This window comes from Streptomyces sp. NRRL S-1813 (assembly GCF_000719605.1).
In the GTDB taxonomy this organism is placed as follows: domain Bacteria; phylum Actinomycetota; class Actinomycetes; order Streptomycetales; family Streptomycetaceae; genus Streptomyces; species Streptomyces decoyicus.
The window spans coordinates 23,902-49,994 of record NZ_JOHB01000043.1; the positions used below are offsets into that span (position 1 = coordinate 23,902).

Below are 26,093 nucleotides of genomic sequence, written 5' to 3' on the forward strand. Positions count from 1 at the left end.
CACCGAGGCTCGGACCGGCATCGACCCGTTCATGGCCCTGGCCGCCCAGGTCATGAGCCAGGAACCGTACGCCAGCGCCAAGCGCGTCTTCTGGATCGTCGACAACGGCTCCTCCCACCGCGGGAAGAAGGCCGCAGACCGGCTGACCGCCGCATTCCCGAACGCGGTCATGGTCCACACCCCGGTGCACTCCTCCTGGTTGAACCAGGTGGAGAGCTTCTTCTCCGTCGTGCAGCGCAAGGTCGTCTCGCCCAACGACTTCACCGACCTCACCGAGGTCGGGGTCCGGCTCCGAGCCTTCGAAGACCGCTACAACGCCACGGCACAGCCGTTCCAGTGGAAGTTCACCACCTCCGACCTGGATGATCTGCTGGCCAGGCTCGACCGGCACACCACCGGTCACCAGGAAGAGTCCTCCGTCACGCTGGCAGCGTGATCAACCCGCGAAGGACTTCCGGAGCCGACCACTAAGAGACGCTGTCTTCCTGCTCCGTAGCCATGATCCACCTCGCGATGACCGACCTCATGGCCCGCCGTCTCGCCGGCGAGAACACCATCTCTTGGCGCGACCCCACAAGGCCATACCAACCTCAGATCCCGGGATGAAACAACGGGAGAGAATGACCGCTCGGTTAGCCGTGCAGCCAGATCCGCAGCGGACCGATCGGCTCGAAGCCATGGCGGATGGCGGCCGCCAGGTCGGCGCCGTGCTCGTAGCCGATCACCGGCAGGGTGGGGAACAGCCGGTGCACCGCGTCCAGTACGACTGGCCAGGCTGCGTCAGGGGCGCTGTCCAGCGCGAAGACATTGGAGATCCCGACCACTTGGGTGCTTCGGCTCGCCACTGCTCCGGCGACCACGCTGCCGTCAGGGGACTGTCCGGCGAGCACGAAGGTGGCGGGGTCGTCGAGCAGTTCGGTCCGGAAGAGGTCCGCGTTGCCGTCCCCATCGGCCCAGGCGAGCGCCCAGGCGCGCAATGTGTCCGGGGTGCTCGCCACTTCCCAGGCAAGGTCCGACGCGAGTGCGGGTGCACCCGCCGGGCGGTGGATCCACTGCGCTTCGAACAGCACCTGGAAGCCTTCCGCCGTCAGGTCGAGGTCGGCGAAGCTGTCCTTGACCGAGGCGCCGGGCGCGGTGGTGTCGATCCGGGCGGTCAGCGCGGCCGGATCGGCACCCGGCACCAGCGTCACCGCGTCGGGGTAGTAGGGCGGCGTGCGAGCCGGTACGGCCCAGGATTGTGCCCCGAACTCGCCGGCCAAGCCGTGCGATCGGCTCATCGCCGCGCACCACTCGGCGTTGTTGCGGGCGGCGGCCTGGACCAGGAGCTGCTTCGGAGTTGTCACAAGTGCGGATCATGGCCCGTACCGCCCGGCCTGTCGATCGGTTTTCCGCTGCCCGCAGGAGGGACTGCATCTTCCAGTGCACGGAGCTCGCCAAGACGCCGTTGCGGGTGAAGGGCTGTCCGCTAAATGCTCTCTGAGGTGAGTCCGGACCCTCGCCCTTCCGCGCGCCGGTCGCCCTGGCAAGGACGAGATTGCGCAGAAGGGCGATGCCGAGCATGGCGTGGATGGAAGCCGTCGCTTTAGGAACTGATTCTGCACTCCTGACTTGTCGTCAACTCCACCACCGCACGCTCAGCACCGCGTGGTGGCAGTCGTTCACACGACCTGTGAGACTTTGTAGGCGATTCCGCCTTCGACCAGGTATCCCGACCCCACACAGACGATGTCGTTCAGCCATGCGTATCGCTTCGCCCCCGTTTCGAAGAGCGGATTCGTCCGGAAGTAGTAGCGAGCGGGGTCGACCTGGTGCCTCTTGTCGGCATCGGCCAGGTCGGCCCGCAGGTCGGGCGGGGTGACCCAGCGGCCACCGTAGGTCATGTGCAGCAGAGCATCATCGTGTGTGTGGAGTGTCAGTCGGACGTCGAGCGTCATCACTCCGTCGGGACGGAACAACGTCCAGTCGCCGCCGCCCGCCAGCACTTCGCCCCGTAGCCCCGGTCCTGCGAAAGTCCCCCCGGCGGCGCCGAAGAGAACCCGTTGTCCCATCGGGCCGTCGCCGATGTTCAGCCGCGGATTCAAATCGACGACCATGTCGAAGAGATGCACCGTCTTGATCTCGCCGACGTTTTTCAGCCGTGGATCTGCTGTCATGTTTCCTCGCCTCTGATCGGTTCGATTCGGCTGGTCGAAGACGGGGGATGCGGGTGGCGCGCGTCCAAGAAGCCTGATTGGCGCTGCCCATGCGGCAACGCCTCGGGCTCCACGGCGCCCCCGAACACCGTTCGCCTGACCGCGTCGGTCGAGACACCTGACTGGGCGCAGAGTGCCGACAGGTCGAAGAAGAACTGCTCGCCGGCGATCAAGCCGTCCTTGAAGGCGAACTGGATGAACACCGGCAGCTCGGCACGCCTCCCGTCGGGGACCACGCCGAACCGGTCGCCCGTCATGGTCATCCTCGCTGTCCCCCAGCAGACCAGCGCGTCGGCATTGTCGGCATGGCCTTGGAGTTCGATGCCGTAGTCCGGAAACGAGGCAAAGAACCCGATCAGCGCCTTCTCGTTCTCATCCGGGCCGCGGGCCGTCGTCCCGAATGCCGGAGCCTCCAGCACCATGTCCCGGTGGAAGAGCTTCATGGCCGCGGGCACGTCCTGCCGGCTCTTGGCGACAGCCAACTCCTGCGCCAGTTCGAACATTCGATGGCCGTCCAATGTGCGCACACCCCCGGTTGCCGTGCGGACCCCGAGCCCCGAGACCCGAGTGCGCCAGAGGCCGGAGTCCGCGATGAAGGGCGCTCAGGTGGCCGCCCAAAGAAAACGTACGATCGGTCGTACGTTTAGGCAAGGGGTCTGGCAAAATGACGGCGATGAGCGAACTGAGGCAACGGTCGGATGAGGACGCCGTCGTCCACCCAGGCGGCGGCGAGGGGGCGACATGGTGATTTCGGACCAACGCCTGCTGCGTGGCGCGCGGTCCAGGCGGACGATCGTCCGCCATGCCGTGGACGTGGCCTCGCTGGAGGGGCTGGGCGGGCTCAGCCTCGGCCGGCTGGCCACCGATCTCGGGATCAGCAAGAGTGGCGTCCAGACCCTCTTCGGGACGAAGGAGAACCTGCAAGCCGCCGCTGTCGAGGTGGCCCGTGACGTGTTCAACGAGGCCGTCGTCCACCCCGCTCGGACCGCGCCTCGCGGCGCGGCCCGAGTGCGTGCGCTGATCGAGCGGTGGATCGAGTACGCAGAGGTTCCACTGTTCCCGGGAGGCTGCTTCTGGGCGGCGAATCTCGCGGACTTCGACAGCCGCCCCGGGCGAGTCCGCGACGCACTGTTCCATTGCCAGCGGGACTGGCGTGACCTCATCGCCGGCGAGCTGCGCCACGCCGCCGACGCCGGTGAGGTCGCCGAACTCGATGTCGACCTCGCGGCTTTCCAGATCGACGCGGTCCTCATGGCCGCGAACACCGCGTTGCGGATTGGCGACGAGGAAGCCGGAGACGTCGTGGACAAGGTCCGCCGGGTGGCCGAAGGGTTCCTCGCCCCTCCACGCTGATCCGTCGTCGCGGGCACCGCTCCGGGGCATGTCCCGGCATGTCCCCGGCGCGTGAAGTGCCAAGGGGCAGCCCTCAGATCCGCGCCTGGGGCGCGGCGGTGGTCGATGTCGCTCTGGCGGCTGTCGACGTCACCGCGAGGGTGTTCGTGTTGAACGGCGGTGGCCGGTTCCACCGCCGGCACCTGCTTGCCGAAGCCCGCCGCCACCTCACCCTCGTCCTGCGCGGCCGCCCTCGCGAGCCCAGCCTCAAAGGCATCCGTCAGGACGCCGGCGCACCAAGCCCAGAAGCTGTGCCCTGCGGTGTCTTTCGCAGCCTCCTTCCGCCCTGCGGATGCCGGCGCCCCGTCCCAGTCCGTTCTGCCTCGTGTGCACGCTTCGAAGCTGCCACCGGTCAGGGGCGCACGGTGCAGATCGGCGGAGGCGCGGCCGCCCGCCTCCGAAGATGACGCGCGGTGGGTCTTACGTGGCGACGTCGGGGCGGGTGGGGTCCAGCGGTTGGTGCGGGGGGTGGCGGAGGTGACGCCGAAGTCGTGGCGGCCTGAACCCGTTCGGTGATCATGTGCTCGATGCGGGCGGGGGCCTGGGTGGCGTGCATGATCTCCCGAACCCGTGCGACCGAAACCTCGTCGAGGCTGCGACGCCCCAGCATCTTGCGCAGCGGGGTAGCCCGAAATCCGTGAAGAGCTCCCGCAGTTCTTGGGAGGCCCCGGCCAGCGCCCCGCCGATGTGCAGGGGGTGCTCGACGGTGTACTCGGCGGTCTCGTAGCGGATCACCTGCAATGAAGCAGCCGTATCGGGGCGCCCGCCCGTGCGCAGGATTTCCAGGCATTCCCCGGCCACCAGTTCACGGGCCAGCACCGCCCATAGCGGGCGCGCTCGCGAGAGATAGGCGGCGGGCAGGCCGCAGGTGGTGAACAGCTGCCCGGCCCACGACATCAGCAGGTCACCCACCAGCATCGCCAGCGAACGGGCCGCGGCCTTCGGACGCGGGCTCTCGGCCGCTGCGGTCCGCAGCCCAAGGTGGGCTGCCCGCGCACGCCACGCAGGACGGTCGTCAATCCGCTGACCGCCATGTCGGCGATACCCGCCGCCAGTAATGCCGCATCATTCCCCCTGGAAACGTGCCCCGACCCGATTCCGTGCGTCATGCCGCCCTCTCATTCACAGGCAAGCTGCCGACAGGCAGTACCAACGGGCCGACGCCTCTGATAAGCCACCGGTGCCCCCGCAGGCAGCCTGCCCCGGAAGCTCCCGCGACACGACGGGAACCACTGGTCGGGCGACTCGCCAAACGAGCGTGCTGGTGCGTTGTTGATCACGCACTTCGCCTGTCGGATGTGGTGAGTTCCATGCGGCGGCGTTTCTCAACAGTCCCCATCCGACAGGCCCGTGGCCATGGCGGACAGCCCGGGGATCACCTGCACCAGCCGTTGAAGGCAATGCGCACCAGGCCATGTTGGGCGCCGACCGTCGGCGGATCGATCTATGTCCTCCTCGGTGGCCTCGTCCGTGCCGTGTCGAGGAGGCGACGCAGGCGGAGGCCGTCCGGGGCGATGGCAGTGACGAGCGCGGCGGGTCCCGCGAGTGGTGTCAGGATGGCTTGGCCGTCTTCCGGCTCGTCGACGAAGAGCTGGACTTCGGGGGGCTTGTATTCGAAGGCCGGGTCGACGATGAGGATGTGACCGGTCGCGCGGTGGTCTGCGAGGACGGCGGGGCCGTCCCAACCGGGTGTATCCGGACCGTACTCGGTTTCCTGGTCGAGGAGCAGGCGCCCGCCGCGTCGGACGGTGAGTCGGGTGGCCACATGGCCGGGCGGTTCGCCCGCACGTCCGAGTACCTGCTCCTCGCGCAGCACGAGCCGTGCGGTGGGAGCGAGGTCGACGGTCCACGTCTGCCGCAGATTACTGCCGGCGGCACAGATCAACGGCTTGGGGAGCCAGTGGAGCTCCGCGTCCTCCGCCACGGTCAGGTGTACGTCGTAGGTGGCGTGTTCCGGGGTGGGGCCTGGCAGGGCGAGGGTCGCAGCGGCAGAGGTGATGTGGAGGGACGCGCTCTGCTGGGCGGTGGCTTCGATGCGCAGCCGGTCGCCGCCGAGGGGGGCGCACATGGCGCCGACCACGCACACCCGTGCCTCGCTGCCGCGCGAGCGCAGCCGCCGGAGTTCGAAGGGCCCGTCGCCGTCGAGGACGGGCAGGGTGGTGGTACTGCCCCTGAAGGCTGCTGTGATGCGGGCGGTGGCTTGTACTCCTGCGGCAGATGCCGGCTGGGCGTCCGGCGCGGTTGGTTCGGTCGCGAGGGTCATGCGGGGCCTTCGCTCCAGTTGGTGAGGCGTTCGCGGACCCAGTCGGCGACTGGTTTGACGCCGCCCTCGGTCTTGAGGGAGGTGAAGGCGACGGGGAGGTCGCCGCGCTGGGCCTTTGCATCGCGGGCCATGCCCTCCAGGTCGGATCCGACGTAGGGGGCGAGGTCGGTCTTGTTGACGACGAGGAGGTCGGCGGTGGTGACGCCGGGGCCTCCCTTGCGCGGGATGTCGTCGCCACCGGCTACGTCGATGACGAAGATCTGTGCGTCCACGAGCCCCTTGGAGAAGGTTGCAGTGAGATTGTCACCGCCGGACTCCACCAGGACGAGGCCGAGCGGGCCGACCTCGTCTTCCAGGTCCTCGACGGCTTCGAGGTTGGCGGAGATGTCGTCGCGGATGGCGGTGTGCGGGCAGGCCCCCGTTTCGACGGCTTTGATGCGGTCGGGCGGCAGCACTGCCTCACGCAGCAGGAAATCGGCGTCCTCGCGGGTGTAGATGTCGTTGGTGACGACGGCGATGGACAGCTCGGCGCGCAGCGCCCGGCACAAGGCGGCGACGGTGGCGGTCTTGCCCGAGCCCACCGGCCCGCCCAGGCCGATCCGCAGGGCGCGCCGGGTGCCGTCGGGGCGCTTGGGGGCGGCGGCGCTGTAGGTGTGCCGGTGGGGAAACTTCTGGTCGAGATCGTGACCGAGGTGCATGCGCATACCCGTCTTGTGCGAGGTGTTGTGGTGTGGTGGTCAGGAGGCGAACAGGCGTACCGGCCAGGCGGCGTGGTGCTGGGCGGCAATGTCCAGCAGCGGCGCGGAGGCGGCAGGCAGGGTGTCGATGCCCTCGTCGGGGATGCGCTGGGCGGCATCGGCGGCGGCTGCGGCGATCTGGTCGAGTTCTGGGGCCAGGCGGGCGAGGACAGCGGTGGCGTCGAACGGGTCCAGGCTCAGCAGCCGGACCGTTGCCGTGGCCGGTCCGCTGACGGTTTCGTACGCCGCGGCATAGGCGGCGTCCAGTGGCGCCAGCCCGGCTGACCGGGCGGCCAGGCCCAGTACGACCGGCTGGTGCGCGCCCTGCGGCCGGGCCGTGGCCAGTTGGTCCAGCTCGGCCGACGGCCACGTGGCGCGGGCGGCGCGCATCATCTGCCGCCCGAGTTTGCGGGCGGTGGTCCGAAGCGCCTGCACGGGGGTGCGGGCGTCGGCGGCCTCGTCCAGCTGAAGCGGATCGTGCCCCGCGGCGGTCGCGGCGGCCAGCGCCGCCGCGACCAGGCCCGCAGTATGCAACCGTCCCCGGCAGAAGTCCTCCAGCGTCTCCGCATCCCTGATGCGGCCTGCGGCGACGGCCGGTTCGGCTCCGCCGGAGTGCGCGTGCCCTCCGGCCGGGAACCGGCCGTCGGCCAGGACGAACAGCGCGGCACGGTTCATGGAGCGCAGGTCACCTTTCCTTCGTTTCTCCGCTAGTGGTCTTCTGCGTCACCGGTGGGTGTCTCTTGGTGGATCAGAAGAGGAAGTACCTCTGGGCCATGGGAAGTTCAGAGACGTGGGCACGGTCGACGATCCGGCCTTCGACAAAGGTCGTCACATCCGTCACCTTCGCTCCGCCGATGATGACCTCGTAGGTGTCGGGGTCGATGCGGACGTCGGGGGTGGCGTTGTTCTCCTTCATGTGCTCCTTGAAGACGCCACGCGTGTCCTTGATGGCCTTGAACCGCTTGTTCAGCGTGCGGCCCTTGGACAGGTTCTTCTTGACGGCCCGCTCGGTGACGAAGTTGTAGGAGATGGAGCCAGGCGCCAGGCCGGTGGCCCCCCACATGGGGCGCGGCAGGACCGGCTGCGGCGTGGGAATGGACGCGTTGGCGTCGCCCACCTGCGCGTAGGCGATCTGTCCGCCCTTGATGACCATGTGCGGCTTGACCCCGAAGAACTTCGGCTCCCACAGCACCAGGTCGGCCAGCTTGCCCGTCTCCACCGACCCGACGACGGCGTCGATGCCCTGGGCGAGGGCCGGGTTGATGGTGTACTTCGCGATGTACCGGCGGGCGCGCCTGTTGTCGGCCAGCGGCGGCTCAGGCTCCGGCGTCTTGTCCACCGGCGCCTGGCCCTTCGCCTTATTGCCCTTCGGCTCGTTCTCCGGCTTGTCCGCCGGCTGGTCTTCTTCCAGGAAGCCGCGGCGTACCTTCATCACGTGCGCGGTCTGCCAGGTACGCATGATCATTTCGCCGATGCGCCCCATGGCCTGGGCGTCCGAGGACATGATGGAGATGGCGCCGAGGTCGTGGAGGATGTCCTCGGCGGCCATCGTGGAGGGCCGGATCCGGGAGTCCGCGAAGGCCAGGTCCTCGGGGACGGCGGGGTTGAGGTGATGGCAGACCATCACCATGTCGAAGTGCTCCTTGACCGTGTTGACGGTCAGCGGCCGGGTGGGATTGGTAGAGGCGGGCAGCACATTCGGCTCGCTCACCATCTTGATCATGTCGGGGGCGTGGCCGCCTCCTGCGCCCTCCACGTGGAAGACGTGAAGAGGGCGTTTTTTGATGGCGTCGAGGGTGTCCTGGACGAAGCCGGCCTCGTTCAGCGAGTCGGCATGGAGCGCGAGCTGGACACCGGTCTTCTGACACACCTGGAGGCACTTGTCGATGACGGCGGGGGTGGCACCCCAGTCCTCGTGCACCTTGAGCCCGATGACGCCGGCATCCACCTGGTCGAGCATGGACTCCGTGGACATCGTGGCGCCCTTGCCGAGCAGCCCGATGTTGACCGGGTAGGCGTCCAGCGCCTCGAACGTACGGTCGATGTGCCAGGACCCGGGGGTCACGGTGGTGGCTTTGCTGCCCTCCGCCGGGCCGGTGCCGCCGCCGATGAGCGTGGTGACACCCGCGGCCAGTGCCTCATCGATCTGGTCGGGGCAGATGAAGTGGACGTGCGTGTCGATCCCGCCGGCGGTAAGGATCCTGCCCTTGCCCGCGATGACCTCGGTGTCGGGGCCGATGACGAAGTCGGTGGGCTTCGGGCCGATGCCGTTGTGGCTGACCCCGACGTCGTGCAGACGGTTCATCGTCTCGGGGTTGTACGCCTTGCCGAGCGCGACGATGTCGCCGTCGCGGATGGCGACATCGGCCTTGACGATGCCCCAGTGGTCCAGGACGACAACGCCGGTGATGACGGTGTCAGGGGGGAAGGTCGCAGTACCGCCGGCTGACGTATCCGTCTTGCCCTTGCCGGGGTCCCGCGGCACGACGGACTGCCCCATCGATTCACGGATGACCTTGCCGCCGCCGAACACCATTTCGTTGCCGCTGCGGCCGGGACCGCCCGACCAGTCATCCTCGATCTTGATCCGCAGTGCAGTGTCGGCGAGACGGATACAGTCGCGGGTCGTCGGGCCGAACCGGTCGGCGTAGTCGGACCGGGGCAGCGGGCCGAAAGGGTTCGTCTCTTCCGGGCAGCAGGAGCAGTTGGGGCACTCAGCCATCGAATTCACACCCGCTCCTTGTCGAACGAACCCTTGGTGTTGTCCAGCGAGCCATTGATCTTCTCGGGCAGACCCTTGATCTTGCCGCGCAGACCGTGGACCACGCGCTCACCCTCGATGGGGACGAGCTCGACTTCTTCGGTGATGCCGGGCTCGAAACGTACAGAGCTGCCGGCGGGAATGTTCAGATGCTTGCCCCACGCCATCTTGCGGTGGAATTTCAGCCCGTCGTTGGCCTCGGCGAAGTGGTAGTGCGATCCGACTTGGACGGGACGGTCGGTCGGGTTTTCGACCGTCAGCTTCGTGATGCGGTCCCGTTGCCCGGGGCCTTCGTTGAAGGCGACCTCCTCGTCGCCCTTCCGCTGGGAGAAGTCCACCTTCCCCGGGGAGATGTTCGGCTCTTCGTCCTTGCCCACTTCGGGGAAGGGGCCGTGGATGGTGACCAGCTTCGTGCCGTCGGGGAACGTGGCCTCCACCTGCACGTTCTCGATCATCTCGGGGACGCCCTCCATCACCTCCTCCCGGGCAAGCACCTTCCGCCCGGAAGACATCAGGTCGGCAACGGTCCTGCCGTCCCGGGCCCCCTCAAGGACGTGCACGATCAACAAGGCCATTGTCTCGGGGTAATTGAGCCGCACCCCCCGGGCCCGCCGCTTCTCGGCGACATCCGCCGCCAAATGAATCATCAAGCGCTCTTGCTCATGCGGAGTCAGGTGCACTGCCACGTCCCTGTGTTCGCCCCTTCCCCAGAACTTCTGTCCTGGGCCCGCGTGCTGGGACCGGCTATTCGCCATCGGCACGGGGGCCTCCACGGCAATTCACCCCATGCCACCGGCGCAGCACAGCTTCCGCCCTCGATCGCTCGGCCCCAACCCGACGTGGGACCATCTTGATCACGCCGGCAGAGCAGAAACGGCACTCCTCCCGAGCGGCACCCAAAAGAGTGGTAGCAGCTTGCAAGTCGGGCCTGACCGCGCTGCTCAAGGAGCAGGTGTGAACGATCAGAGTCGCTTCGCTTTCGTATCCACTACCTCAGCCTGACAGTGGCCTGGAAAGATCGAGGTATGCCTGACATCTCATCATCCTCACCAGTCCTCGGGCCGGAGACGGTGCTGCCGTGGGCGCGGGAGGTGGGGTTTGGTGACGGATGCCCGCGGGGACCGCGAAGCGGCCCATGGTCACCATGCGGGCCGCCGGTGCAGCCGACAGCAGTGGCCTCAGCCACTGGGGCAACGTGAAGTGCCCGAGATGGTTCGTGCTGAACATGAGTTCGTGACCGTCCCCGGTCTCCCTGCGCGGCGGGGTGTCGCTGGTACCGCTGGTAGACAACGACAATGGGATACCGAGAGTGGCCGGCACCAACGTGTCGGGCCACCCGTGTGCGTGCATATCCACGTAGGCTCTGAGGGGCCCGGTGCAGGAGTTTTTCCCGGCGCTTCAGGAGCTGTTCGTACACCCCGACGCCGTTTGCTGATCCACCAGGGATTCGAGACGGGTCTTAGTGAGGCCTGGTCCGGTGGTTGGTGGTCGTCGAACGCGTGAAAAATTCAACGAGCACCGGGTTGAGTTCCCAAGGCGGGGCACGCGGACAGCGAGGAAGCGCCCTCGAATGAGAGCACTGTTTCCCTCATCGCAGTCAAGGAAGGAGACGATTTCATGAGCGACATCTGGGGCTATCAGCCGACCGCTGGTTACACCGCGGGCGCGAGCCTGACGGGGTACAAGGTCGAGGCCACCGACGGAAGCATCGGCAAGGTCGACAAGCACTCGGACGAAGTTGGGGCTTCGTATCTGGTCGTCGATACCGGAGTGTGGATCTTCGGTAAGCATGTGCTGCTGCCCGCCGGGACGGTGAGCCGCATCGATGACACGGAAGAGAAGATCTACGTTGAGCGCACCAAGGCAGAGATCAAGGATGCGCCGGAGTTCGAGAAGGACAAGCACCTCGGCGATGCCGGATACCACGAGCAGGTAGGCATCTACTACGGGCGTCAGCACCGCGCCTGACCGGTGACGGTATAGGCCGTCCGAAGGCGCACGACCGTCCACATCCGGCATGCTGGCCACTGTGCTCCGGTAGGTTGCGGCGGGAGCCGCCTTCGAACGCTCCCGCCGCGAACGAGGGCCAGGCAAGGCCGTCTTCGTCTCTGACCGGCTTGGGATTAATCCGTCTGACCGACGTGTGGCAGGACGTCCTTCAGTTCCTGCATCAGCCGCCGTTTCGGCCGCGCGCCGACCATCTCCTTGACCAGCTCGCCATCGCGGTAGAGCTGAAGGGTGGGGGCGGCAAGGGCGTTGCAGGCGATCATTGTGGCGGGGTTCTCGTCGGTGTTGAGCTTGCGACGGTCAGGCGATCGGCCTCCTCATGGGCGAATTTGGTCCAGGACCGGCGCCAGCTGTCGGCACGGACCGCACCAGGGTGCCCAGAACTCGACGAGGACGGGCCGCGCGCTTCGCAGCACCAGATGGTCGAAGGTGTCGTCGGTTACGGTGACGACGGCGGGGGCGTTGGTGGCCGTCAGGGCGTCCCTTGCTCTGGGGCGGGCAGGTCTGGATCATCCGGAAATTCAAGGGGAGAATGCGCAGCGCGGTTCGGCCGCTCGGGCCACAACAGCCCGCTCCAGTTGCCCGGCGACGCGCTCGCGCACCTCGCCGAGGCGGGTCATGCAGGCGTCCAGCTCGGCGAGCTTGTGCTGGTAGACGGCGATCGAGTCAGGACAGCGGTCGCCGGTCTCGTGCCCGTCGCGCAGGCACTCGACGAACGGCCGGTCTCCTCCAGCCCGAAGCCGAGCTCCAGCAGCGAGCGGATCTCCCGCACCATCCGCAGGTCCTCGTCCCCGTACTCGCGGTAGCCGTTGGCGGCCCGCCGGGCCCTCAGCAGCCCCTGCGCCTCGTAGTAACGCAGCGACCGCGTGCTCACCCCTGCCAGCTCGGCCAGTTCCCCGATCCGCATGGCAGCTCCTCCCTGTTCACCCGAGACGCTAGACCTTGACACCGGCGTCAAGGCCGGCGCCGGGGTCGGCACGTCATCAACGACCAGCCAAGTGACAGGAGATGCAGGTCAAAAATCCCCCACGCCTCGTGGAACGACCATCCGTGGGCTGCCCATGCCCCACCCCATGCCCCACTCCTGGCCGGCACCAGTAGCGTGATCAGAGGCCGGCGCAGGCGTCGCCGATCGCCGTATCCAGCATCGTCAAGGCGAGCGAGAGCTCGTCCTCGGTGGCGGTCAGCGGGGGCGCGATCCGGAAGACTCCGCCCATGCCGGGGAGCTGGACGATGTTCATGTGCAGGCCGAGTTCGAAGCAGCGCCGGGTGACCCGCGCGCCCAGTTCGTCCGAGCTCTGCTTCGTCTCGCGGTCGACGACGAGTTCGAGACCGGCCAGCAGGCCCCGGCCGCGGATGTCACCGACGACCTCGTGGCGATCGGCGATGTCCGCGAGACCGTGGCGGAGGAACGCGCCGAGCGAGTGCGCGCGCTCGTCGAGTTTGTCGTCGATCAGGACGTCCAGGACGGTGTTGCCGACCGCTGCCACCAGTGGGTCGGCGACATGTGTGGTGAAGAACAGGAACCCGCGCTCGTGCGCCTCCTGCTCGATCTCGGCGCTGGTGACCACGGCCGCGAGGGGCAGTCCGGCACCGAGCGTCTTGGAAAGGGTGAGGATGTCGGGGACGACACCGTCGCGTTCGAACGCGTACCAGGTCCCGGTGCGGCAGAGGCCGGTCTGGGCCTCGTCGAGGATCAGCAGCATGCCGCGTTCCCGGCATTTGGCTTGCAGAGCCGCGAAATACCCGGCCGGTGGTTCGATGATTCCGCCCGAGCTGAGTATCGGTTCGACGAGGCACGCGGCCAGGCTGCCGGTCGACTGGGCATCGATCAGGTCGAAGGCGAAGTCCAGCTGGCGCTGCCAGTCCAGCGAGCCGTCGGCGGTGGTGAAGTCGGGCCGGTACGCGTTCGGCACCGGGATGGCGAAGTTGCCGGGCGCACCCGGGCCGTAGCCCTTGCGCCCCGCGCTGTAGGTGGCGGACGCGGCGGCCTGTGTCATGCCGTGCCAGGACCGTGCGAACGAGACGATCTCGTGCCTGCCGGTGACGAGCTTGGCCATCCGGATTGCGGCTTCGTTCGACTCGGCGCCGGTCGTCAGCAGCAGCGCCTTCTCCAGCGGCGCGGGCAAGGTGTCGGCCAGCCGCCGGGCGAGGTCGACCACCGGCCGGCTGAGCATGCCGCTGTAGAGGTGGTCGAGGGTCGCGACCTGCCGCTGGACCGTCGCGACGATCTCCGGATGCGAGTGGCCGAGGATCGCGCTCATCTGTCCGGAGGTGAAGTCGAGGATCTTCCGGCCGTCCGCGGTGTACAGGAAACTCCCGGCCGCGCGGTCGATGATCTCGTGGGTGAATTCGCCGCCGTAGCGTACGAGATGCCTCTCGGCATCGGCCCAGAAGGTTGCGGTGGACGGCGCGGTGGTGGTCGAAGCAGCCATGTCCCCGACGGTAGGTCGCCCCCGAGTGGCACGTCCATCTCACAATTGCGGCTGCCCTGTTCGGGAAAACCGCACAACAATGAAGACATGATGAACCCCTGGAGGCTGCGGCTGCTGAGCCAGCTGGACACGCTGGGCACCGTCCGGGCAGTCGCCCAAGCTGCCAACCTGAGCCCGTCGAGCGTGTCTCAGCAGCTCGCCGTGCTCGAGGCCGAAACGCGCACACAGCTCCTTGAACGGACGGGACGCCGGGTGCGGCTGACCTCGGCCGGGCTGATCCTCGCGCGGCGGGCGCGGGCGATCCTCGATCACATGGACACCGTCGAGACGGAGCTGCGCGGGTTCGGCCAGGAACCGGCCGGGCTGGTGCGGCTGGGGGCGTTCCAGAGCGCGATCCACACCATGGCCGTGCCGGCGGTGACCCGGCTGGCGCGCGAGCATCCGCACCTGGACGTCGAGCTGCTGGAGCTGGAGCCGCACGCGAGCATGCCCGCGCTGCGGGTCGGCGACGCGGACGTCATCATCACCACCACGGACTTCGACGAACTGCCGTTGGGGCCGGACCTCGATCTCGTACCGATGGCCACGGACTCGATCGTGCTGGTGGTCCCGGCCGAGCATCCCGCGGCCGGGCGCGGCGCGGTGGACCTGGCGGCCTACGCGGATGAGCCGTGGGCCTTCGACATGCCGCAGTCCTACATGGCGAACCTCGCGCTGCGACTGTGCCGTCATGCGGGGTTCGAGCCGCGGGTGGTGTGCCGGTTCAGCAACTACATGATGACCCTTCAGCACGTCGAGGCCGGGCTGTCGATCGCGCTGCTGCCCGCCCTGGCGGTCGACCACCGCTATCGCGTCGCCACCCGGGAGCTCGCGGCCCCTGTGACGCGCACGATCACGGCGGCGATCCGCCGCGGCTCACCACCTCGCGCGGCGGTCCGCGTCGTGTTGGACGCGCTGCGGCACCCTCCGGTCCTGCCGCTGCTGGGTCGTGAGCGGCAGACCGAGTCCGAATCCTGATGATCCCTGGCACGATGACGGGCGCGGTGGCGTACCCGTGTCCATGAGGTGCCGATCGCGGCGGCGTTCTCGCAGGGCAGCGTCCACTGCGACGCCCCCCCCGGTCATCGCCGACCGGCCACAGATCTCCCGCCCTGCGAACCGTCGGGCCGATCGTCCGGAGCCCGTGGCCGGCGGTGCGTGCCGACTCGGAGCAGGTACCCGGCAGATGTCGTGGTCAGTGGCGGGTGCTGTTGTCCGGATCGGTGATGTCGGCGCAGGTGGTGGCCGGGCTCTTGTCCTTGGCGAGGAAGATGGTCTGGGCCATCATCCGGTACCCCGACATTCCCTCGCGCAGCGTCTCGAGGGATTCCTCCGGGTGCACCGAGTCGATCACCGCGTTCGGTCCCACCGCGTTGAACTGGTGTGACACCCCGCGCGGGATCTGCATGTCCACCCAGGCGTTCGGCGGCACGATCACGTTGTGCCGCTCCCGGTGTACCCCGGTGGGCGTACCGGGCAACGCGTCGGTGAAAGCTCGCAGCGGACCGGCCCAGCCCGCTGCCGCGGGGCGCACGGTGATCGGGGACAGGCTGGAGACCCGGATCGTGGTCTGCGGACCGGTCATCATCCGCACGAACCGTAACCCGGTGTGCAGGTGCATGCGCGAGCAGATGTCCCGTTCGGCGGTGTCGTAGAAGTCCATCAGGTAACGGTCGGCGAAGAAGCCCTCGAAGGGGGGCGCCAGCATGAAGACGTCGCCCTCCTCGAACTCCTGCGCCTGTGTGAGCACATCGGCGGGGGCGGGGCGGGCCTGTTCCGTGCGGTGTGCCGACCGGACCAGACCGGCGAGGGCGTCGACCACGCTCAGGGCGACGTCCGGTGGCAGTTGCACCACCGGAGTCAGTCGGTTCCGGCCGGGGTCCTGATGCCGCCGGACATCGAGGATCTCGTCCTCGTGGTCGGGGGACTGCTTCATCCGCCCGGTCGTTTCGGTGCCGTGTGTCATCCAGTCGCTCCAGCGTGCTCGTTCGGTCCGGAATCCGGCTGTCGTGCCCACAGCACGCCGCCCAGGTCGTGTCGCCCGGCGCGTAGTACCGAGCAGCCCGTGGCCGGGAATCCGCGGGCGCGCAGCCGGGCCAGCCACGCCCAGCGATCCGTCCCGCCACCCCCGGTGGAACTGTCGAGAAAGGACAGCAGCGGGCCCAGCGGCCACACCGGGCTGTCGGCCGGGGGCCCGTGCGGGAGCACGAGAAGTGTGCCGCCGCCGAAGCGGGCTTCGGTGCCGAACAACACCGGCGGCCCCTCGAAGCCGTGGCGGGCCGATACTTCCGCGGCGAGCTCGCCGTGCACTGCCAGAGGCCACTCGGTGAGCAGCGTCGTGCGCCAGTGGGCCTTGGCCCGGGACAGTTCCGCGTCGTCCTCGTGGTGCCAGTGCTCGCGCAGGAAGTCGAAGGCGCCGAAGACGGCCTCCTCGTCCGCGTGCGGGCGGTCCCCGGCCTGTGTGGCGAGCGCGCGCAGACCGGAATGCTCGGCTCCTGCGCGCAGCAGGTCGTGCGCGGTGGCCGCGGCGTAGCGCAGCAACCGTTCGTACCGCGCGGGAGCCAGCCGGCGCGCGGCGAGTACCCGGCTCATGGCCTTGCGCCGGGGCTTGCCGGTGGACGTCGCCAGGAGGCCGCCGAACTGGAGGGCCGCCGGGCGCAGCGGCGCCCGCTCGTACAGTTCGCGTACGGAGGGCGTGCGGCGGGTGCTGCGGTCGGCGGCAGCCGAACGCCACCGCCCCGGCTACCGCACCGCCGATGCGCCACAGCCCCAGCGGCACCCCAGACTCCTGCGCAGCTTTACATCCTCCCGCTTCCAGGCCGGTAACGCCCGCACCAGGGTGTCCTGCGAGATGCCGCACAGATCGGCCAGGACCTGCCTACCCGCCGTGTTCAGCAGCATTTCGGCATCGGCCCGCGCGCCACCCCCCTTCGTGCCGAGGACGGTTGGCCGTGTAGGCGAGAAGGGGAGTCCAGTCGACGACTTCGGGAGTCACCCTTCGAGGGTTGTGCCCATGACCGATGTCGATGAGTTCGCGAGCCACCATGGCCTTCGCCGCGGGCCGATGATGGCCGTTGCTCACCGCTCCTTCAGGTCGTTCGCGCATTGCGGGGCGCCACGCTTCGCCCTCTCGCCCTCTCGCCCTCTCGCGGCGCTCCACCTGGACCATGACCTCAGTACATCGGCAGTGGGCAAGATTGATCTTGGTCGGCTGATGTCCGCCGAACAGGTTGGTCCACCCGGTGCTGTTGGGCAGGTAGCTTCCGTATTGCTCATCAGCCGTTCCTGACGGCGGTGACGCGGCGGCGATAGTAGGCGTACGCGAGGATGAGGACCAGCGGGCCCCAGAGGTTCATCAGGCCGCTGACAGTCATGGGCAGGCTGTTCCAGCCGGGGGCGTACGGCCAGGCATCCGGGCCGATGGCGAGCACCTGGCACAGCCAGACGCCGAGGATCGCGGTAAGGGTGAGGCCTCCGGCCGTGGCGGGGACGAGTGCGGCGGCGGGCGGGATGCGTGTGCCCCGGAGCCGAGGCACCCAGGCGGGCACCCGCTCACCCCAGCTGCGTACCAGGCCGAAGCTGAGGAGCGCGGCGATCTCGGAGAGGACGCTGAGCGCGACGACGTACGCGATGTGGCCCACGGTGGGTGACAGCGGCTCGCCGCCCATGCCATGGCTGATGACCGGCAGGCGCCAGACGCACACGGGGAGGGCGACGAGCGGGATGGCGTGGGCCACGCGGTTGGCCCAGGCTGGGAAGGGCTAGGAACCCCGTCGATGGTCTTGCCGGGGTGCATATGGTCGTGGCGTCGAGCGCGTTCTTCCGTGCGTGGTGCATGGCCATGATGACGGGGAAGCGTTCGGCGCGCAGGCCGGTCGGCTTCGCAGGCCATGCCGCGTTCGCCGGCGATGGTGCCGCCAAGACGACCGGATCTTCTTTGATCTTTGAGTCATACGCGGTGGTGCTCTGCGTGTTCTCGTGCCAGTGCGGTCTGCGGTGCGCGACCATACGGACGCCGACCCAGGCTCGATCATCGGCGTCGTGCATGAGGGAAGTTTCTCGCTGGCCCGCATTGGTTGCCGTGGGTCGGGCCAGGCGTTTCCAGCCGGCGGGCGCCCTCGCGCGCTACGAGCGCGGGTCGCAGTGCTCGACACCAGCAGGCAACCGACGGTACGTGCAAGCAGCCAGCAGAAAAACTGAGACAGGAAGAAGGACGGACGTGTCCGGCAGCGAAAGCGAGAACCCAGTAATCCCGTCCCCGGCCCCCACGTCGACTCGGCCCCGGTCGAACCGGGACTGGTGGCCGAATCAGCTGGACCTTCAGATTCTCCACCAGCACTCATCCCGGTCCAATCCGATGGACGAAGGCTTCACCTACGCGGAAGAGTTCGCGACCCTCGATCTCGACGCGCTGAAGCAGGACGTCTTCGAGGTGATGACGGCATCTCAGGAATGGTGGCCTGCCGACTACGGTCACTACGGGCCGCTCTTCATCCGGATGAGTTGGCATGCCGCCGGAACGTACCGCATCGCCGATGGCCGGGGCGGTGGCGGCGCCGGTGCTCAGCGCTTTGCCCCCCTCAACAGTTGGCCGGACAACGCAAGCCTCGACAAGGCACGCCGTTTGCTCTGGCCGGTCAAGCAGAAGTACGGCCGGAAAATCTCCTGGGCCGATCTTCTGGTCTTCGCCGGCAACTGTGCCATGGAATCCATGGGGTTCAAGACCTTCGGGTTCGGCTTCGGGCGAGAGGACATCTGGGAACCCGAGGAAATCTTCTGGGGGCCGGAGGACACCTGGCTCGGAGATGAGCGCTACAGCGGCGACAGGGAACTCGCCGCTCCTTTCGGTGCCGTGCAGATGGGACTGATCTACGTCAATCCGGAGGGGCCCAATGGCAACCCGGATCCGATGGCTGCGGCCAGGGACGTCCGCGAGACATTCGGGCGGATGGCGATGAATGACGAGGAGACGGCTGCGCTCATCGTCGGCGGTCACACGTTCGGGAAGTGCCATGGCGCGGTCGATCCCTCGTACATCGGCCCGGAACCCGAGGCAGGGCCCCTAGAACAGCAGGGCCTCGGCTGGCGGAACACCCATGGCAGCGGCAAGGGCGCCGACGCGCTCACCAGTGGCCTCGAGGGCGCATGGACCTCGAAGCCGACGACGTGGGACAACGGGTACCTGGACAACCTGTTCCGGTACGACTGGGAGCTGACGACGAGTCCGGCCGGCGCGCACCAGTGGACTCCCACGGACCCCTCGGCCAAGGACACTGTGCCCGATGCTCACGATCCGTCGAAGAGGCACGCTCCCATGATGCTGACGACGGACCTCGCGCTGAAGCTGGATCCGGTCTACGCGCCGATCATCAAGAGCTTCCACGAGAACCCGGACAAGCTCGCGGTGGCGTTCGCCAAGGCGTGGTACAAGCTGCTGCACCGCGACATGGGTCCCCTCTCGCGCTACCTCGGCCCGTGGATCGCCGAGCCGCAGCTGTGGCAGGACCCCGTCCCTGAGGTCGATCATGAACTGGTTGCGGACGAGGACATCGCTGCCCTCAAGGACAGGATCCTCGCCTCGGGGCTGTCCGTCTCCCAGCTGGTCACCACCGCTTGGGCGTCGGCGGCAAGCTTCCGTGGCACCGACAAGCGTGGCGGGGCCAACGGGGCACGGATTCGCCTCGCGCCGCAAAGGGACTGGGAGGTCAACGACCTGCCCGAGGTGGCCGAGGTGTTGCAGACCCTCGAGCAGATCCGGCAGGACTTCAACGGCTCACAGACCGGCGGACGGAAGGTCTCCCTCGCCGACCTGATCGTCCTGGGTGGATGTGCGGCCGTCGAGCGGGCTGCGAAGAACGCCGGGCACGACATCACCGTCCCGTTCGCACCGGGGCGCACGGACGCCTCGCAGGAGCAGACCGACGTGGAGTCGTTCGCCGTGCTCGAACCCAGGGCGGATGGCTTCCGCAACTACCTTCGGGCGGGAGAGAAGCTGTCACCGGAGACGCTCCTGCTGGACCGCGCCAGCCTGTTGACGCTGACCGCTCCCGAGATGACGGTTCTGCTCGGCGGGATGCGCGCCCTGAACACCGGCTTCGCGGGGTCCATGCATGGCGTCTTCACGCACCGGCCGGAGACATTGACCAATGACTTCTTCGCCAACCTGCTCGACATGGGCACGGAGTGGAAGGCGTCGGCCTCAGCTGAGAACGTATTCGAAGGCCGAGATCGCGCCACGGGCGAGGCCAAGTGGACCGCCACCGCCGTCGACCTCATCTTCGGTTCGCACTCCCAGCTCCGAGCCGTCTCGGAGGTCTACGCGTCCGCCGACGCGGGAGAGAAGTTCGTGCGCGACTTCGTGGCAGCGTGGGACAAGGTGATGAACCTCGATCGGTTCGACCTGGCCTGAGCCGGATGCCCGGGTCGGCCACTCATCGGCCGACCCGGGACATCCGCGGATCAGGTCAGCATTACGTGTTCGCCTCGAAGACGAGCTGTTCGATCGCGCTGCCCCGCCAAGGGATCGGCGAGGGGCAAGGGCGCCCGCAGGGCCGTCGGCGCGGGACCACGGATGTCGGGGTCAGAGACCCGCGGCTTCCTTGCGGCGCAGCAGCACGTCTGCGGCGGTGCAGGCCAGAGCCTCGGCGGAGGCCAGCATCGCCTTCCTGCCGTCGGGACCGCCGGCCGCTTCGGCGAACCGGGGGGTGTGGTCGGACTCGTCCGGGCCCAGGATGGCGACGAAGGGGTGGATCGCGGGGACCCGGGCGCTCACGTTGCCGATGTCGGAGGAGCCGAGGTAGATGCCCGGGGTAGGTTCCCCCACCGTTATGCCGGTGTGCGAGAGGTGCTCGGCGAAGGTCGCGGACAGCACGTCGCTGCTGCGGAAATGTTCGTAGCGCGTGGATGCCTGCGTGAGCTCCACCCTGGTGCCCGTGGCCAGGGCGATGGCCGCGGTAGGGACCTCCATCAGGTTGAGTACGGCGTGCCGCGAGACGGCGGCCAGCGGCGCGAGCGCGTCGTTGATGGTGGTCACCGTGCAGGCGACCGTCAGGCGCGGCTCGCGCCCCTCGGCGAGGGCGCGCATCATCGCCACCGCCTGGTCGTGCCGGGTCACCAGATCGCGGGCGACGGGCAGCAGGCGGGCTCCGGCCGGGCTGATGTGCAGCCGCCCGCGGTGCCGTACGAAGAGTTCGCAGCCCAGCGACGTCTGGAGCTGACGAATCTGCCGGGACAGCGAGGGCTGGGCGCCGTGCAGGGCTCGCGACGCCGCCGAGATGGACCCGGTGTCGACCACCGCGAGGAAGTAGCGGATCGTGCGGATCTCCATCCCGTCTGCCTACAGGGGTAGCCGAACCGGCGCCATTGACGGGGCAGGGCCGGACGGCGCCTCCACCGGAGTCGGTGCGCCACGGCGGCCTGCTCTGGTGGTTGCCACGGTGCGCCGTGTCGGGGCCAGTGCCGCGCGCAGCGCCGGTGTGAGCACGCGGCGCATCTCGGACGGGGTGAGGGCGGCGGGGGTGGGGAGGGGGTTGAGGTAGCGGGTGTAGATGAGGCCACCGAGGACCGTCACCACAGCCGTGGCGCGGGCGGTCGCGTCCCGGCCGCCGAGAAATTCAACAAGCCGGGTCAGCAGCTCGCGTTCCAGGTATTCGCGGATCACCTCGGCGGCCTCCTCACCCCGGGTGGTCAGCCGCCGGAAGTCCGCGTCCTCCCACAGGTCCGTCACCGCGTCGATCAGACGGTCGGGGAGGGTGGCCGGGTCTCCGCTGAGCACGGCGTCCACCGTCAGCGCGTTGGCACACTGGAACTGCATCACGTCCGCGAACAGGCCCTTCTTCGAGCCGAAGTGGTACGCGATCAGCGCCGGGTCGACCCCGGCGGCCCTGGCCACCCCACGCAGGGTGGTGCGCCGATAGCCGTGCTCCAGGAACAGCGCACGGGCCGCGGAGACGATCGACTCGCGGGTCGGCGGGTTGCCGCGGGGACGGCCTCGGGGCCGGACGGGTGCGGGAGCAGCGTTATTCATCAGGCGTGAGCCTGCGTTTCGTGACCGGCACAGTCAAGGGCATTCCGGGAACCACAGGAAGGGATGCCCCGACACCATGCGTATCGCCATCTTCGGCCCCAACGGACCGACCGGCCGCCGGCTCACCGACCAGGCCCTCGCCGCCGGCCACGAGGTCGTCGCCGTGACCCGCCGCTCCGGCTCCATCCCCGCACGGCCCGGCCTCACCGTAGCCGTCGCCGACGCCACCGACCCGGCAGCCGTCGACGCCGCGATCGACGGCACGGACGCCGTCCTGTCCGCGCTGGGCGCCCGCTTCAGCAAGGAGACCATCACCACCTATTCGGCGAGCGCCACGGCCATCACCGGTGCCATGGCCCGCCACGGCATCAAGCGACTGCTCGCCGTCAGCTCCAGCATCGCGGACCCGAACTGGCGCCCCACCGGCGCCCACTTCTTCAATCATGTACTCGACCCACTGGTGAACCGACGCCTCGGCCGTACCCTCCACGAGGACATGCGCCGCATGGAGGACGTGATCCATGAGACGGACCTCGACTGGACCCTGGTCCGGCCCTCAGGCCTCTTCGAACACCCCGTCGTCACGGCCTACCACACCGCCGAGAACAGCGCCGACGGCGTCTTCACCGCCCGTGCCGACCTCGCCGCCGGCATGCTGCACGAGTTGGAGGAGCGGCGATATGTCCGTACGGCCATGGGCATCATCACCACGGCCGCGCAGCCGAACATCGCCAAGCTGATCTGGAACGAGGGCGTGAAGAAGAAGTGAGCCGGTGCGCGCCGAACCCTCGGCCGACGCACGGGCCTTCCTAGCCCGTCGCGAAGCGCCCCGAGCATCCGGGGGAGAGGCCTCCAGCCGAGGCGCGGGGCGCCCGCGACGGCAAAGACGTCGTCGACGAGCCCGGCAACTGCCGGCCGGCACTCCAACGGGGCCGTGCTGACCGACCACGCCCGGTTCACCGGCGGTGACGCGCCGCTGCCCTGCTGGCGCCCGCCGTCGGCGGCGGTTCGCTGATCTGCACGCCACCACCTGTGCATATGGGCCATCGCAAACTCCTGCTGCGGTGTGCGGCGCTGTATCGGGGTGTCGCTGGCCCAGTTGGAAACCGAGACCGTCCTGAGGGAGATCCTCGCGGCGGCCGTCCCCGAGCCGGCCGGCCCTCTGGAACCTGCTCGGCTCGTGTCGGTGACCATTGTTCCCGCCCAGGGGGGACGGGTCCGGCTCCGTGCAGGCCGGTAGCTCCCTACGAGGACACCCGCACGCCTTTTACGACACCTTCGTCGTTGCCCTGGTGAATGCTTCTGCCTCCGAGCTGTGCTTTGTGCTCCTTTCCCCCCCGCGCTGGGCCGTCGCCGGTATGGCCGCCTCCTACGGACCGGCCGTCACCATCGGCAGCGCAGTTGCCTGGCGCCGCCTGCGCAGACAACCGGGCGGCGACCTGGACGGCACACGCATCCTGCGCACCTACGCGCGGCTGACCAGCGCCGCGGCCTGGGCGCTGCTCGAAGGCTTGGGCAGCAATGCCTTGGGGTCACTCGCAGCCCTGCTTGCCGGCGCAGCCATGCTGCTCGGCGTGTTCGTTGGCCTCGCCGGATCCACGACTTAGCGCATGTTGGCCATGATCCTCGGACGCCTCGGACGCCTCGGACGCCTCGGACGCCTCGGACGCCTCGGACGCTGAAAGGCGTCGGCGCCTGCGTCCAACTACGCCCGGTCAGTGGGGCGACGCCCGCAGCTGGTCCCGGTCCTGGATCGTCTCCGGGTCAAGCGCCGCTGCGGTGGTCATCCGCGCACGCGTCCCGACCGCCTGGAGGTAACAAGGTGTACAGCTCCCGCCCCAATCGCCGCTACCTGCGCAGACGTCAGGTCAAGCACACCATCCCGAGCCGAGGGACCAGCGGTCAAACCGCCGGCGCAGGGGCGACCGAGAAGGCCGACCCGCGGGCTTCGCCACGGAGACGTACAAGTGCCGGAAGGAGGTCGAGCGCCGATCAACCAGCTCAAGCACTCCCGGGCTGTGGCGACGCGTTACGACAAGCGCGCCTACGTCTTCCACGGCACGGTCACCGTCTTCTCGATACGCTTCTGGCTCAGGCCTTGAGCAGCCCGCTTCCAGCACATCGGCCTGCTTCACCAGGTCGGCTGCGACGTCGTCCCAGTCCGGGCCGTGCATCCAGCGGTTCTCGGCGGCCTCTCGCATCAGTGCCGGCTCGTCCGCCCGCTGCAAGAGCACCAGGCGATAGGCCAGGTTCCGGAGCCAGACCAGCAAGTGGCCGTCAATCACGTGCGGGCAGAGTGCGCGCAGCATGGCGAGGATTGAATCCGCGTCAGTGAAGGTCAACTCCCTCGACGAAGTAGTGCCCCCGGTGTTCGAGCCCGCACTGCGGCGTGGGTCCGTACTCGTCTCCGTAGAGACACCGGGCGTGCTCCGACAGGGTGCTGTGCATGGTCTGGAGCCTATGACGCCATGATCCGCCGGACCGAACCTGGGGACGAGTTCACGGTCTTGGGAGGAACTCCGTCAGACGCTGGCACGTCGTGATCACTGTGACGAAGAACGAGACGAGCCCGGCCCCCCATCCCGTCGACGTCGACATCAAAGACATCGAGGAACTCGTCGCGTCCTGGGAGGAACTCGCCTTCAGGTACGACTACGGCCAGAACAGTGCCTACGACCGGCGTGTCCTTGACTGCGCGGCACGGCTCGCCGCCGACCCGGGCGGCTCGCTGGCCTACGTATGGGTATTCGGCATGGTGGTGGCCGGGCGATATCTCAACTGACTGCCGGGCGACGGCGTGAAGGAGGCCGCGCTCCGGGCGCTCCGGACGGCGGAGGCGGCCCTGTCGGCACAGGGCTGTGCCCATGCCTCCCATCCGTACGAGATCCATGACGAGGAGGAGGACGAGGAACTGGCGAGCTGGCTGGTGCCGCTCCTCGACGAGTCGGAGGAATGGTACGAGGACTGGTCACGCGACCAGTGGCGCTGCCCGTGCAACGCCGCCGGATTCGCGCGGATCGCCCTGGACGCCCTCGACCCTGGCTCCGTCGCCAACGTCCCGCCGCGCCTTCCGCAGGAGGCCCACGACACCCTCGACTCGCTGTCTGCCTTCCTTGAGGGCTATCCGCAGTGCGGCACCGACGTCGAGGTGGAGATCGAGGAGCAGGGCTGGGCCCTGAAGGCCGCCGAGGACCCGGACGACCGGTCCGGGCGGATCATGGTCGTCCGGGCAGTCGGCTGGTACGCCGTCTCCGGGTTGGTACGCAGGAAATCGGTCCTCGACGGGCTGATCAGCGCGCTGGAGAAGGCGCTGTCCCGTTACGACGCCGGTACCTGCCCACATGGTGACGACGAGCACCCCGTCCTGCCCGACACCGCGCCCGCGGCCGCCGCGATCGGCATCGAGCTCAGCTATCCCGGTGGTCGGGCCCTGTACGAACGCCGCCGGGCGGAGAACGACAAGCGCAGCGCCTCACTGGAGCTGCTGCTGTGCCCCGGGTTCATCGTCGAGATCGGGCAGGAGTCTCTGACACTGCTACGCGAGCGCCGAGACCACTTCTTCGGGCCCTGCTCATAAGGACCGGCTTCGAGGTCCGCTTACCGCGCTCGCCGCCGTTGAAGGCCTGTTGCCGCGCGCCTACCCGGCGCGCGTGACCGAGACGCTGCTCACGCCGGCCGTACCGAGCGAAACGCCCGCATCGGCGACACCTGCTCCGGGGCGTACACCAAATCTGCCGCAGCCCCCGAGAACGAGTCCCAAGGGTTCAGCGAACCTTGATCACCCCAGGTCACACCCCACCCCGCTCACCTATAGAGAACGCCGTGTGGGCGCTGACTTCGGCGACCAGGACGGGCTCCTCCAGGTCGGCTGAGAGCGTCTGCCACACAGAGCCGTCTCCTCCCGAGAGACGTCGGCGACCAGCGTGGCCACTCCGTCGAACTCCGCGGAAGGGTTCACTGGTTCCAGGCGCGGTGAACTGGAGACCGGGCGGTCGCTCGGGTGACGACGTCAAGCGGTGATGGCGGGTACGGCCATGCCGCTGCATCGTTGAGGTACGAGGCGCGGCGGCATTGTCGAGGAGCACCCTCGTCATGCCGAGTGCGGCGCGACGGTGGTGAGGAACTTACGGACATGCCCTAGCTGTTCTGTCCACGGAGGTTGGTGACGCAGGTCTCGGCTGAGTGATCTTGAAATGGGTGAGGGCCTTCTGGCCTGGTGTGGATTGCGACATCTGCACCGG

22 protein-coding genes and 7 pseudogenes are annotated in these 26,093 nt (G+C 68.4%); 11 read left to right on the forward strand and 18 right to left on the reverse strand.

Annotated elements, in window-relative coordinates:
• Window positions 1-31 precede the first annotated feature (31 nt).
• Both IF67_RS45445 and IF67_RS46085 read left to right on the forward strand, forming a co-directional pair.
• Entirely contained in the window at window positions 32-436 is a 405-nt protein-coding gene (locus tag IF67_RS45445) for a transposase (protein WP_234341548.1), read from the forward strand.
• A 35-nt stretch (window positions 437-471) separates the two neighbouring features.
• Window positions 472-606 (forward strand): annotated as a pseudogene (locus IF67_RS46085) (IS5/IS1182 family transposase); the annotation flags it as partial.
• A gap of 26 nt (window positions 607-632) precedes the next feature.
• On the opposite strand, the gene IF67_RS0135005 reads toward IF67_RS46085, so the two are convergent.
• The 3 genes from IF67_RS0135005 to IF67_RS0135015 form a co-directional block, all read right to left on the reverse strand.
• Complete coding sequence (locus IF67_RS0135005) at window positions 633-1,343, reverse strand: hypothetical protein (protein ID WP_030992601.1); 711 nt, start codon at window positions 1,341-1,343, stop codon at window positions 633-635.
• A gap of 315 nt (window positions 1,344-1,658) precedes the next feature.
• Window positions 1,659-2,153 carry a DUF3237 domain-containing protein gene (locus tag IF67_RS0135010; protein WP_030992602.1) on the reverse strand — a complete coding sequence of 165 codons (495 nt, stop codon included), beginning with the start codon at window positions 2,151-2,153 and terminating at the stop codon, window positions 1,659-1,661.
• Window positions 2,150-2,695, reverse strand: a complete 546-nt coding sequence (locus IF67_RS0135015; RefSeq protein WP_078889815.1) for an ester cyclase — start codon at window positions 2,693-2,695, stop codon at window positions 2,150-2,152. Before IF67_RS0135015 ends, IF67_RS0135010 begins: the two co-directional genes overlap by 4 nt.
• A gap of 238 nt (window positions 2,696-2,933) precedes the next feature.
• Here IF67_RS0135015 and IF67_RS0135020 point away from each other — a divergent pair, with 238 nt between their 5' ends.
• Window positions 2,934-3,545, forward strand: a complete 612-nt coding sequence (locus IF67_RS0135020) for a TetR/AcrR family transcriptional regulator (protein ID WP_030992605.1) — start codon at window positions 2,934-2,936, stop codon at window positions 3,543-3,545.
• Between the two features lie 391 nt (window positions 3,546-3,936).
• On the opposite strand, the pseudogene IF67_RS43390 reads toward IF67_RS0135020, so the two are convergent.
• The 7 genes and pseudogenes from IF67_RS43390 to IF67_RS45450 all read right to left on the reverse strand — a co-directional run.
• Window positions 3,937-4,604 (reverse strand): annotated as a pseudogene (locus IF67_RS43390) (hypothetical protein); the annotation flags it as partial.
• A 424-nt stretch (window positions 4,605-5,028) separates the two neighbouring features.
• A complete protein-coding gene (locus IF67_RS0135030; protein WP_037840237.1) occupies window positions 5,029-5,847 on the reverse strand; it encodes an urease accessory protein UreD in 819 nt (272 codons plus the stop codon).
• Window positions 5,844-6,545, reverse strand: a complete 702-nt coding sequence (ureG, locus tag IF67_RS0135035; RefSeq protein ID WP_030992609.1) for an urease accessory protein UreG — start codon at window positions 6,543-6,545, stop codon at window positions 5,844-5,846. Before ureG ends, IF67_RS0135030 begins: the two co-directional genes overlap by 4 nt.
• A 39-nt stretch (window positions 6,546-6,584) precedes the next feature.
• Window positions 6,585-7,259 carry an urease accessory protein UreF gene (locus tag IF67_RS0135040; protein WP_030992611.1) on the reverse strand — a complete coding sequence of 225 codons (675 nt, stop codon included), beginning with the start codon at window positions 7,257-7,259 and terminating at the stop codon, window positions 6,585-6,587.
• Between the two features lie 73 nt (window positions 7,260-7,332).
• Window positions 7,333-9,306, reverse strand: coding sequence for an urease subunit alpha (locus IF67_RS0135045; protein WP_051818949.1), 1,974 nt, complete (start codon window positions 9,304-9,306; stop codon window positions 7,333-7,335).
• Between the two features lie 5 nt (window positions 9,307-9,311).
• On the reverse strand, window positions 9,312-10,025 hold the full coding sequence (locus tag IF67_RS0135050; protein ID WP_199812833.1) for an urease subunit gamma: 714 nt from the start codon (window positions 10,023-10,025) through the stop codon (window positions 9,312-9,314).
• A 442-nt stretch (window positions 10,026-10,467) separates the two neighbouring features.
• Window positions 10,468-10,614, reverse strand: a pseudogene (locus IF67_RS45450) (short-chain dehydrogenase); the annotation flags it as partial.
• 348 nt (window positions 10,615-10,962) lie between these two features.
• Between IF67_RS45450 and IF67_RS0135055 the strand changes: the two are divergent.
• Window positions 10,963-11,313: a hypothetical protein gene (locus IF67_RS0135055; protein ID WP_030992614.1), complete on the forward strand. Its 351-nt coding sequence runs from the start codon at window positions 10,963-10,965 to the stop codon at window positions 11,311-11,313.
• 155 nt (window positions 11,314-11,468) lie between these two features.
• Here the strand turns inward: IF67_RS0135055 and IF67_RS39820 are convergent.
• The 3 genes and pseudogenes from IF67_RS39820 to IF67_RS0135070 all read right to left on the reverse strand — a co-directional run bounded on the left by IF67_RS39820 (window position 11,469) and on the right by IF67_RS0135070 (window position 13,787).
• Window positions 11,469-11,828 (reverse strand): annotated as a pseudogene (locus IF67_RS39820) (thioredoxin family protein).
• Between the two features lie 45 nt (window positions 11,829-11,873).
• A pseudogene (locus IF67_RS39825) lies at window positions 11,874-12,259 on the reverse strand (MerR family transcriptional regulator).
• Between the two features lie 199 nt (window positions 12,260-12,458).
• Complete coding sequence (locus tag IF67_RS0135070; protein WP_030992616.1) at window positions 12,459-13,787, reverse strand: aspartate aminotransferase family protein; 1,329 nt, start codon at window positions 13,785-13,787, stop codon at window positions 12,459-12,461.
• A gap of 87 nt (window positions 13,788-13,874) precedes the next feature.
• Here IF67_RS0135070 and IF67_RS0135075 point away from each other — a divergent pair, with 87 nt between their 5' ends.
• The gene (locus IF67_RS0135075) at window positions 13,875-14,804 is read left to right on the forward strand and encodes a LysR family transcriptional regulator (protein ID WP_030992618.1); all 930 of its coding nucleotides are present in this window, start codon (window positions 13,875-13,877) and stop codon (window positions 14,802-14,804) included.
• Window positions 14,805-15,021: 217 nt separating this feature from the next.
• Here the strand turns inward: IF67_RS0135075 and IF67_RS0135080 are convergent, their stop codons facing one another.
• From IF67_RS0135080 to IF67_RS0135090, 3 genes are all read right to left on the reverse strand, one after another.
• Window positions 15,022-15,792 carry a hypothetical protein gene (locus IF67_RS0135080; RefSeq protein ID WP_234341550.1) on the reverse strand — a complete coding sequence of 257 codons (771 nt, stop codon included), beginning with the start codon at window positions 15,790-15,792 and terminating at the stop codon, window positions 15,022-15,024.
• Complete coding sequence (locus IF67_RS0135085; protein WP_030992621.1) at window positions 15,789-16,418, reverse strand: hypothetical protein; 630 nt, start codon at window positions 16,416-16,418, stop codon at window positions 15,789-15,791. Before IF67_RS0135085 ends, IF67_RS0135080 begins: the two co-directional genes overlap by 4 nt.
• Before the next feature lie 683 nt (window positions 16,419-17,101).
• Window positions 17,102-17,563 carry a hypothetical protein gene (locus tag IF67_RS0135090; protein ID WP_051818943.1) on the reverse strand — a complete coding sequence of 154 codons (462 nt, stop codon included), beginning with the start codon at window positions 17,561-17,563 and terminating at the stop codon, window positions 17,102-17,104.
• 482 nt (window positions 17,564-18,045) lie between these two features.
• Between IF67_RS0135090 and katG the strand changes: the two genes are divergently transcribed.
• Window positions 18,046-20,235, forward strand: a complete 2,190-nt coding sequence (katG, locus tag IF67_RS0135095; RefSeq protein WP_030992625.1) for a catalase/peroxidase HPI — start codon at window positions 18,046-18,048, stop codon at window positions 20,233-20,235.
• A 171-nt stretch (window positions 20,236-20,406) separates the two neighbouring features.
• Here katG and IF67_RS46090 read toward each other — a convergent pair whose 3' ends face one another.
• Together IF67_RS46090 and IF67_RS0135105 are read right to left on the reverse strand one after the other, a co-directional pair.
• A complete protein-coding gene (locus IF67_RS46090; protein ID WP_051818945.1) occupies window positions 20,407-21,153 on the reverse strand; it encodes a LysR family transcriptional regulator in 747 nt (248 codons plus the stop codon).
• A 9-nt stretch (window positions 21,154-21,162) separates the two neighbouring features.
• Window positions 21,163-21,852 (reverse strand): TetR/AcrR family transcriptional regulator, encoded by a 690-nt coding sequence (locus tag IF67_RS0135105; protein ID WP_078889819.1) that lies wholly within the window; start codon window positions 21,850-21,852, stop codon window positions 21,163-21,165.
• Window positions 21,853-21,928: 76 nt separating this feature from the next.
• Between IF67_RS0135105 and IF67_RS0135110 the strand changes: the two genes are divergently transcribed.
• From IF67_RS0135110 to IF67_RS0135130, 5 genes and pseudogenes are all read left to right on the forward strand, one after another.
• A complete protein-coding gene (locus tag IF67_RS0135110; protein ID WP_030992632.1) occupies window positions 21,929-22,621 on the forward strand; it encodes an NAD(P)-dependent oxidoreductase in 693 nt (230 codons plus the stop codon).
• A 476-nt stretch (window positions 22,622-23,097) separates the two neighbouring features.
• Window positions 23,098-23,432: pseudogene (locus IF67_RS39835) on the forward strand (lipid II flippase MurJ); the annotation flags it as partial.
• A 127-nt stretch (window positions 23,433-23,559) separates the two neighbouring features.
• Window positions 23,560-23,954 (forward strand): annotated as a pseudogene (locus tag IF67_RS45465) (IS5/IS1182 family transposase); the annotation flags it as partial.
• A 437-nt stretch (window positions 23,955-24,391) separates the two neighbouring features.
• Entirely contained in the window at window positions 24,392-24,634 is a 243-nt protein-coding gene (locus IF67_RS0135125) for a hypothetical protein (RefSeq protein WP_030992635.1), read from the forward strand.
• A 15-nt stretch (window positions 24,635-24,649) separates the two neighbouring features.
• The gene (locus IF67_RS0135130) at window positions 24,650-25,429 is read left to right on the forward strand and encodes a hypothetical protein (protein ID WP_051818947.1); all 780 of its coding nucleotides are present in this window, start codon (window positions 24,650-24,652) and stop codon (window positions 25,427-25,429) included.
• Window positions 25,430-26,093: the final 664 nt, after the last annotated feature.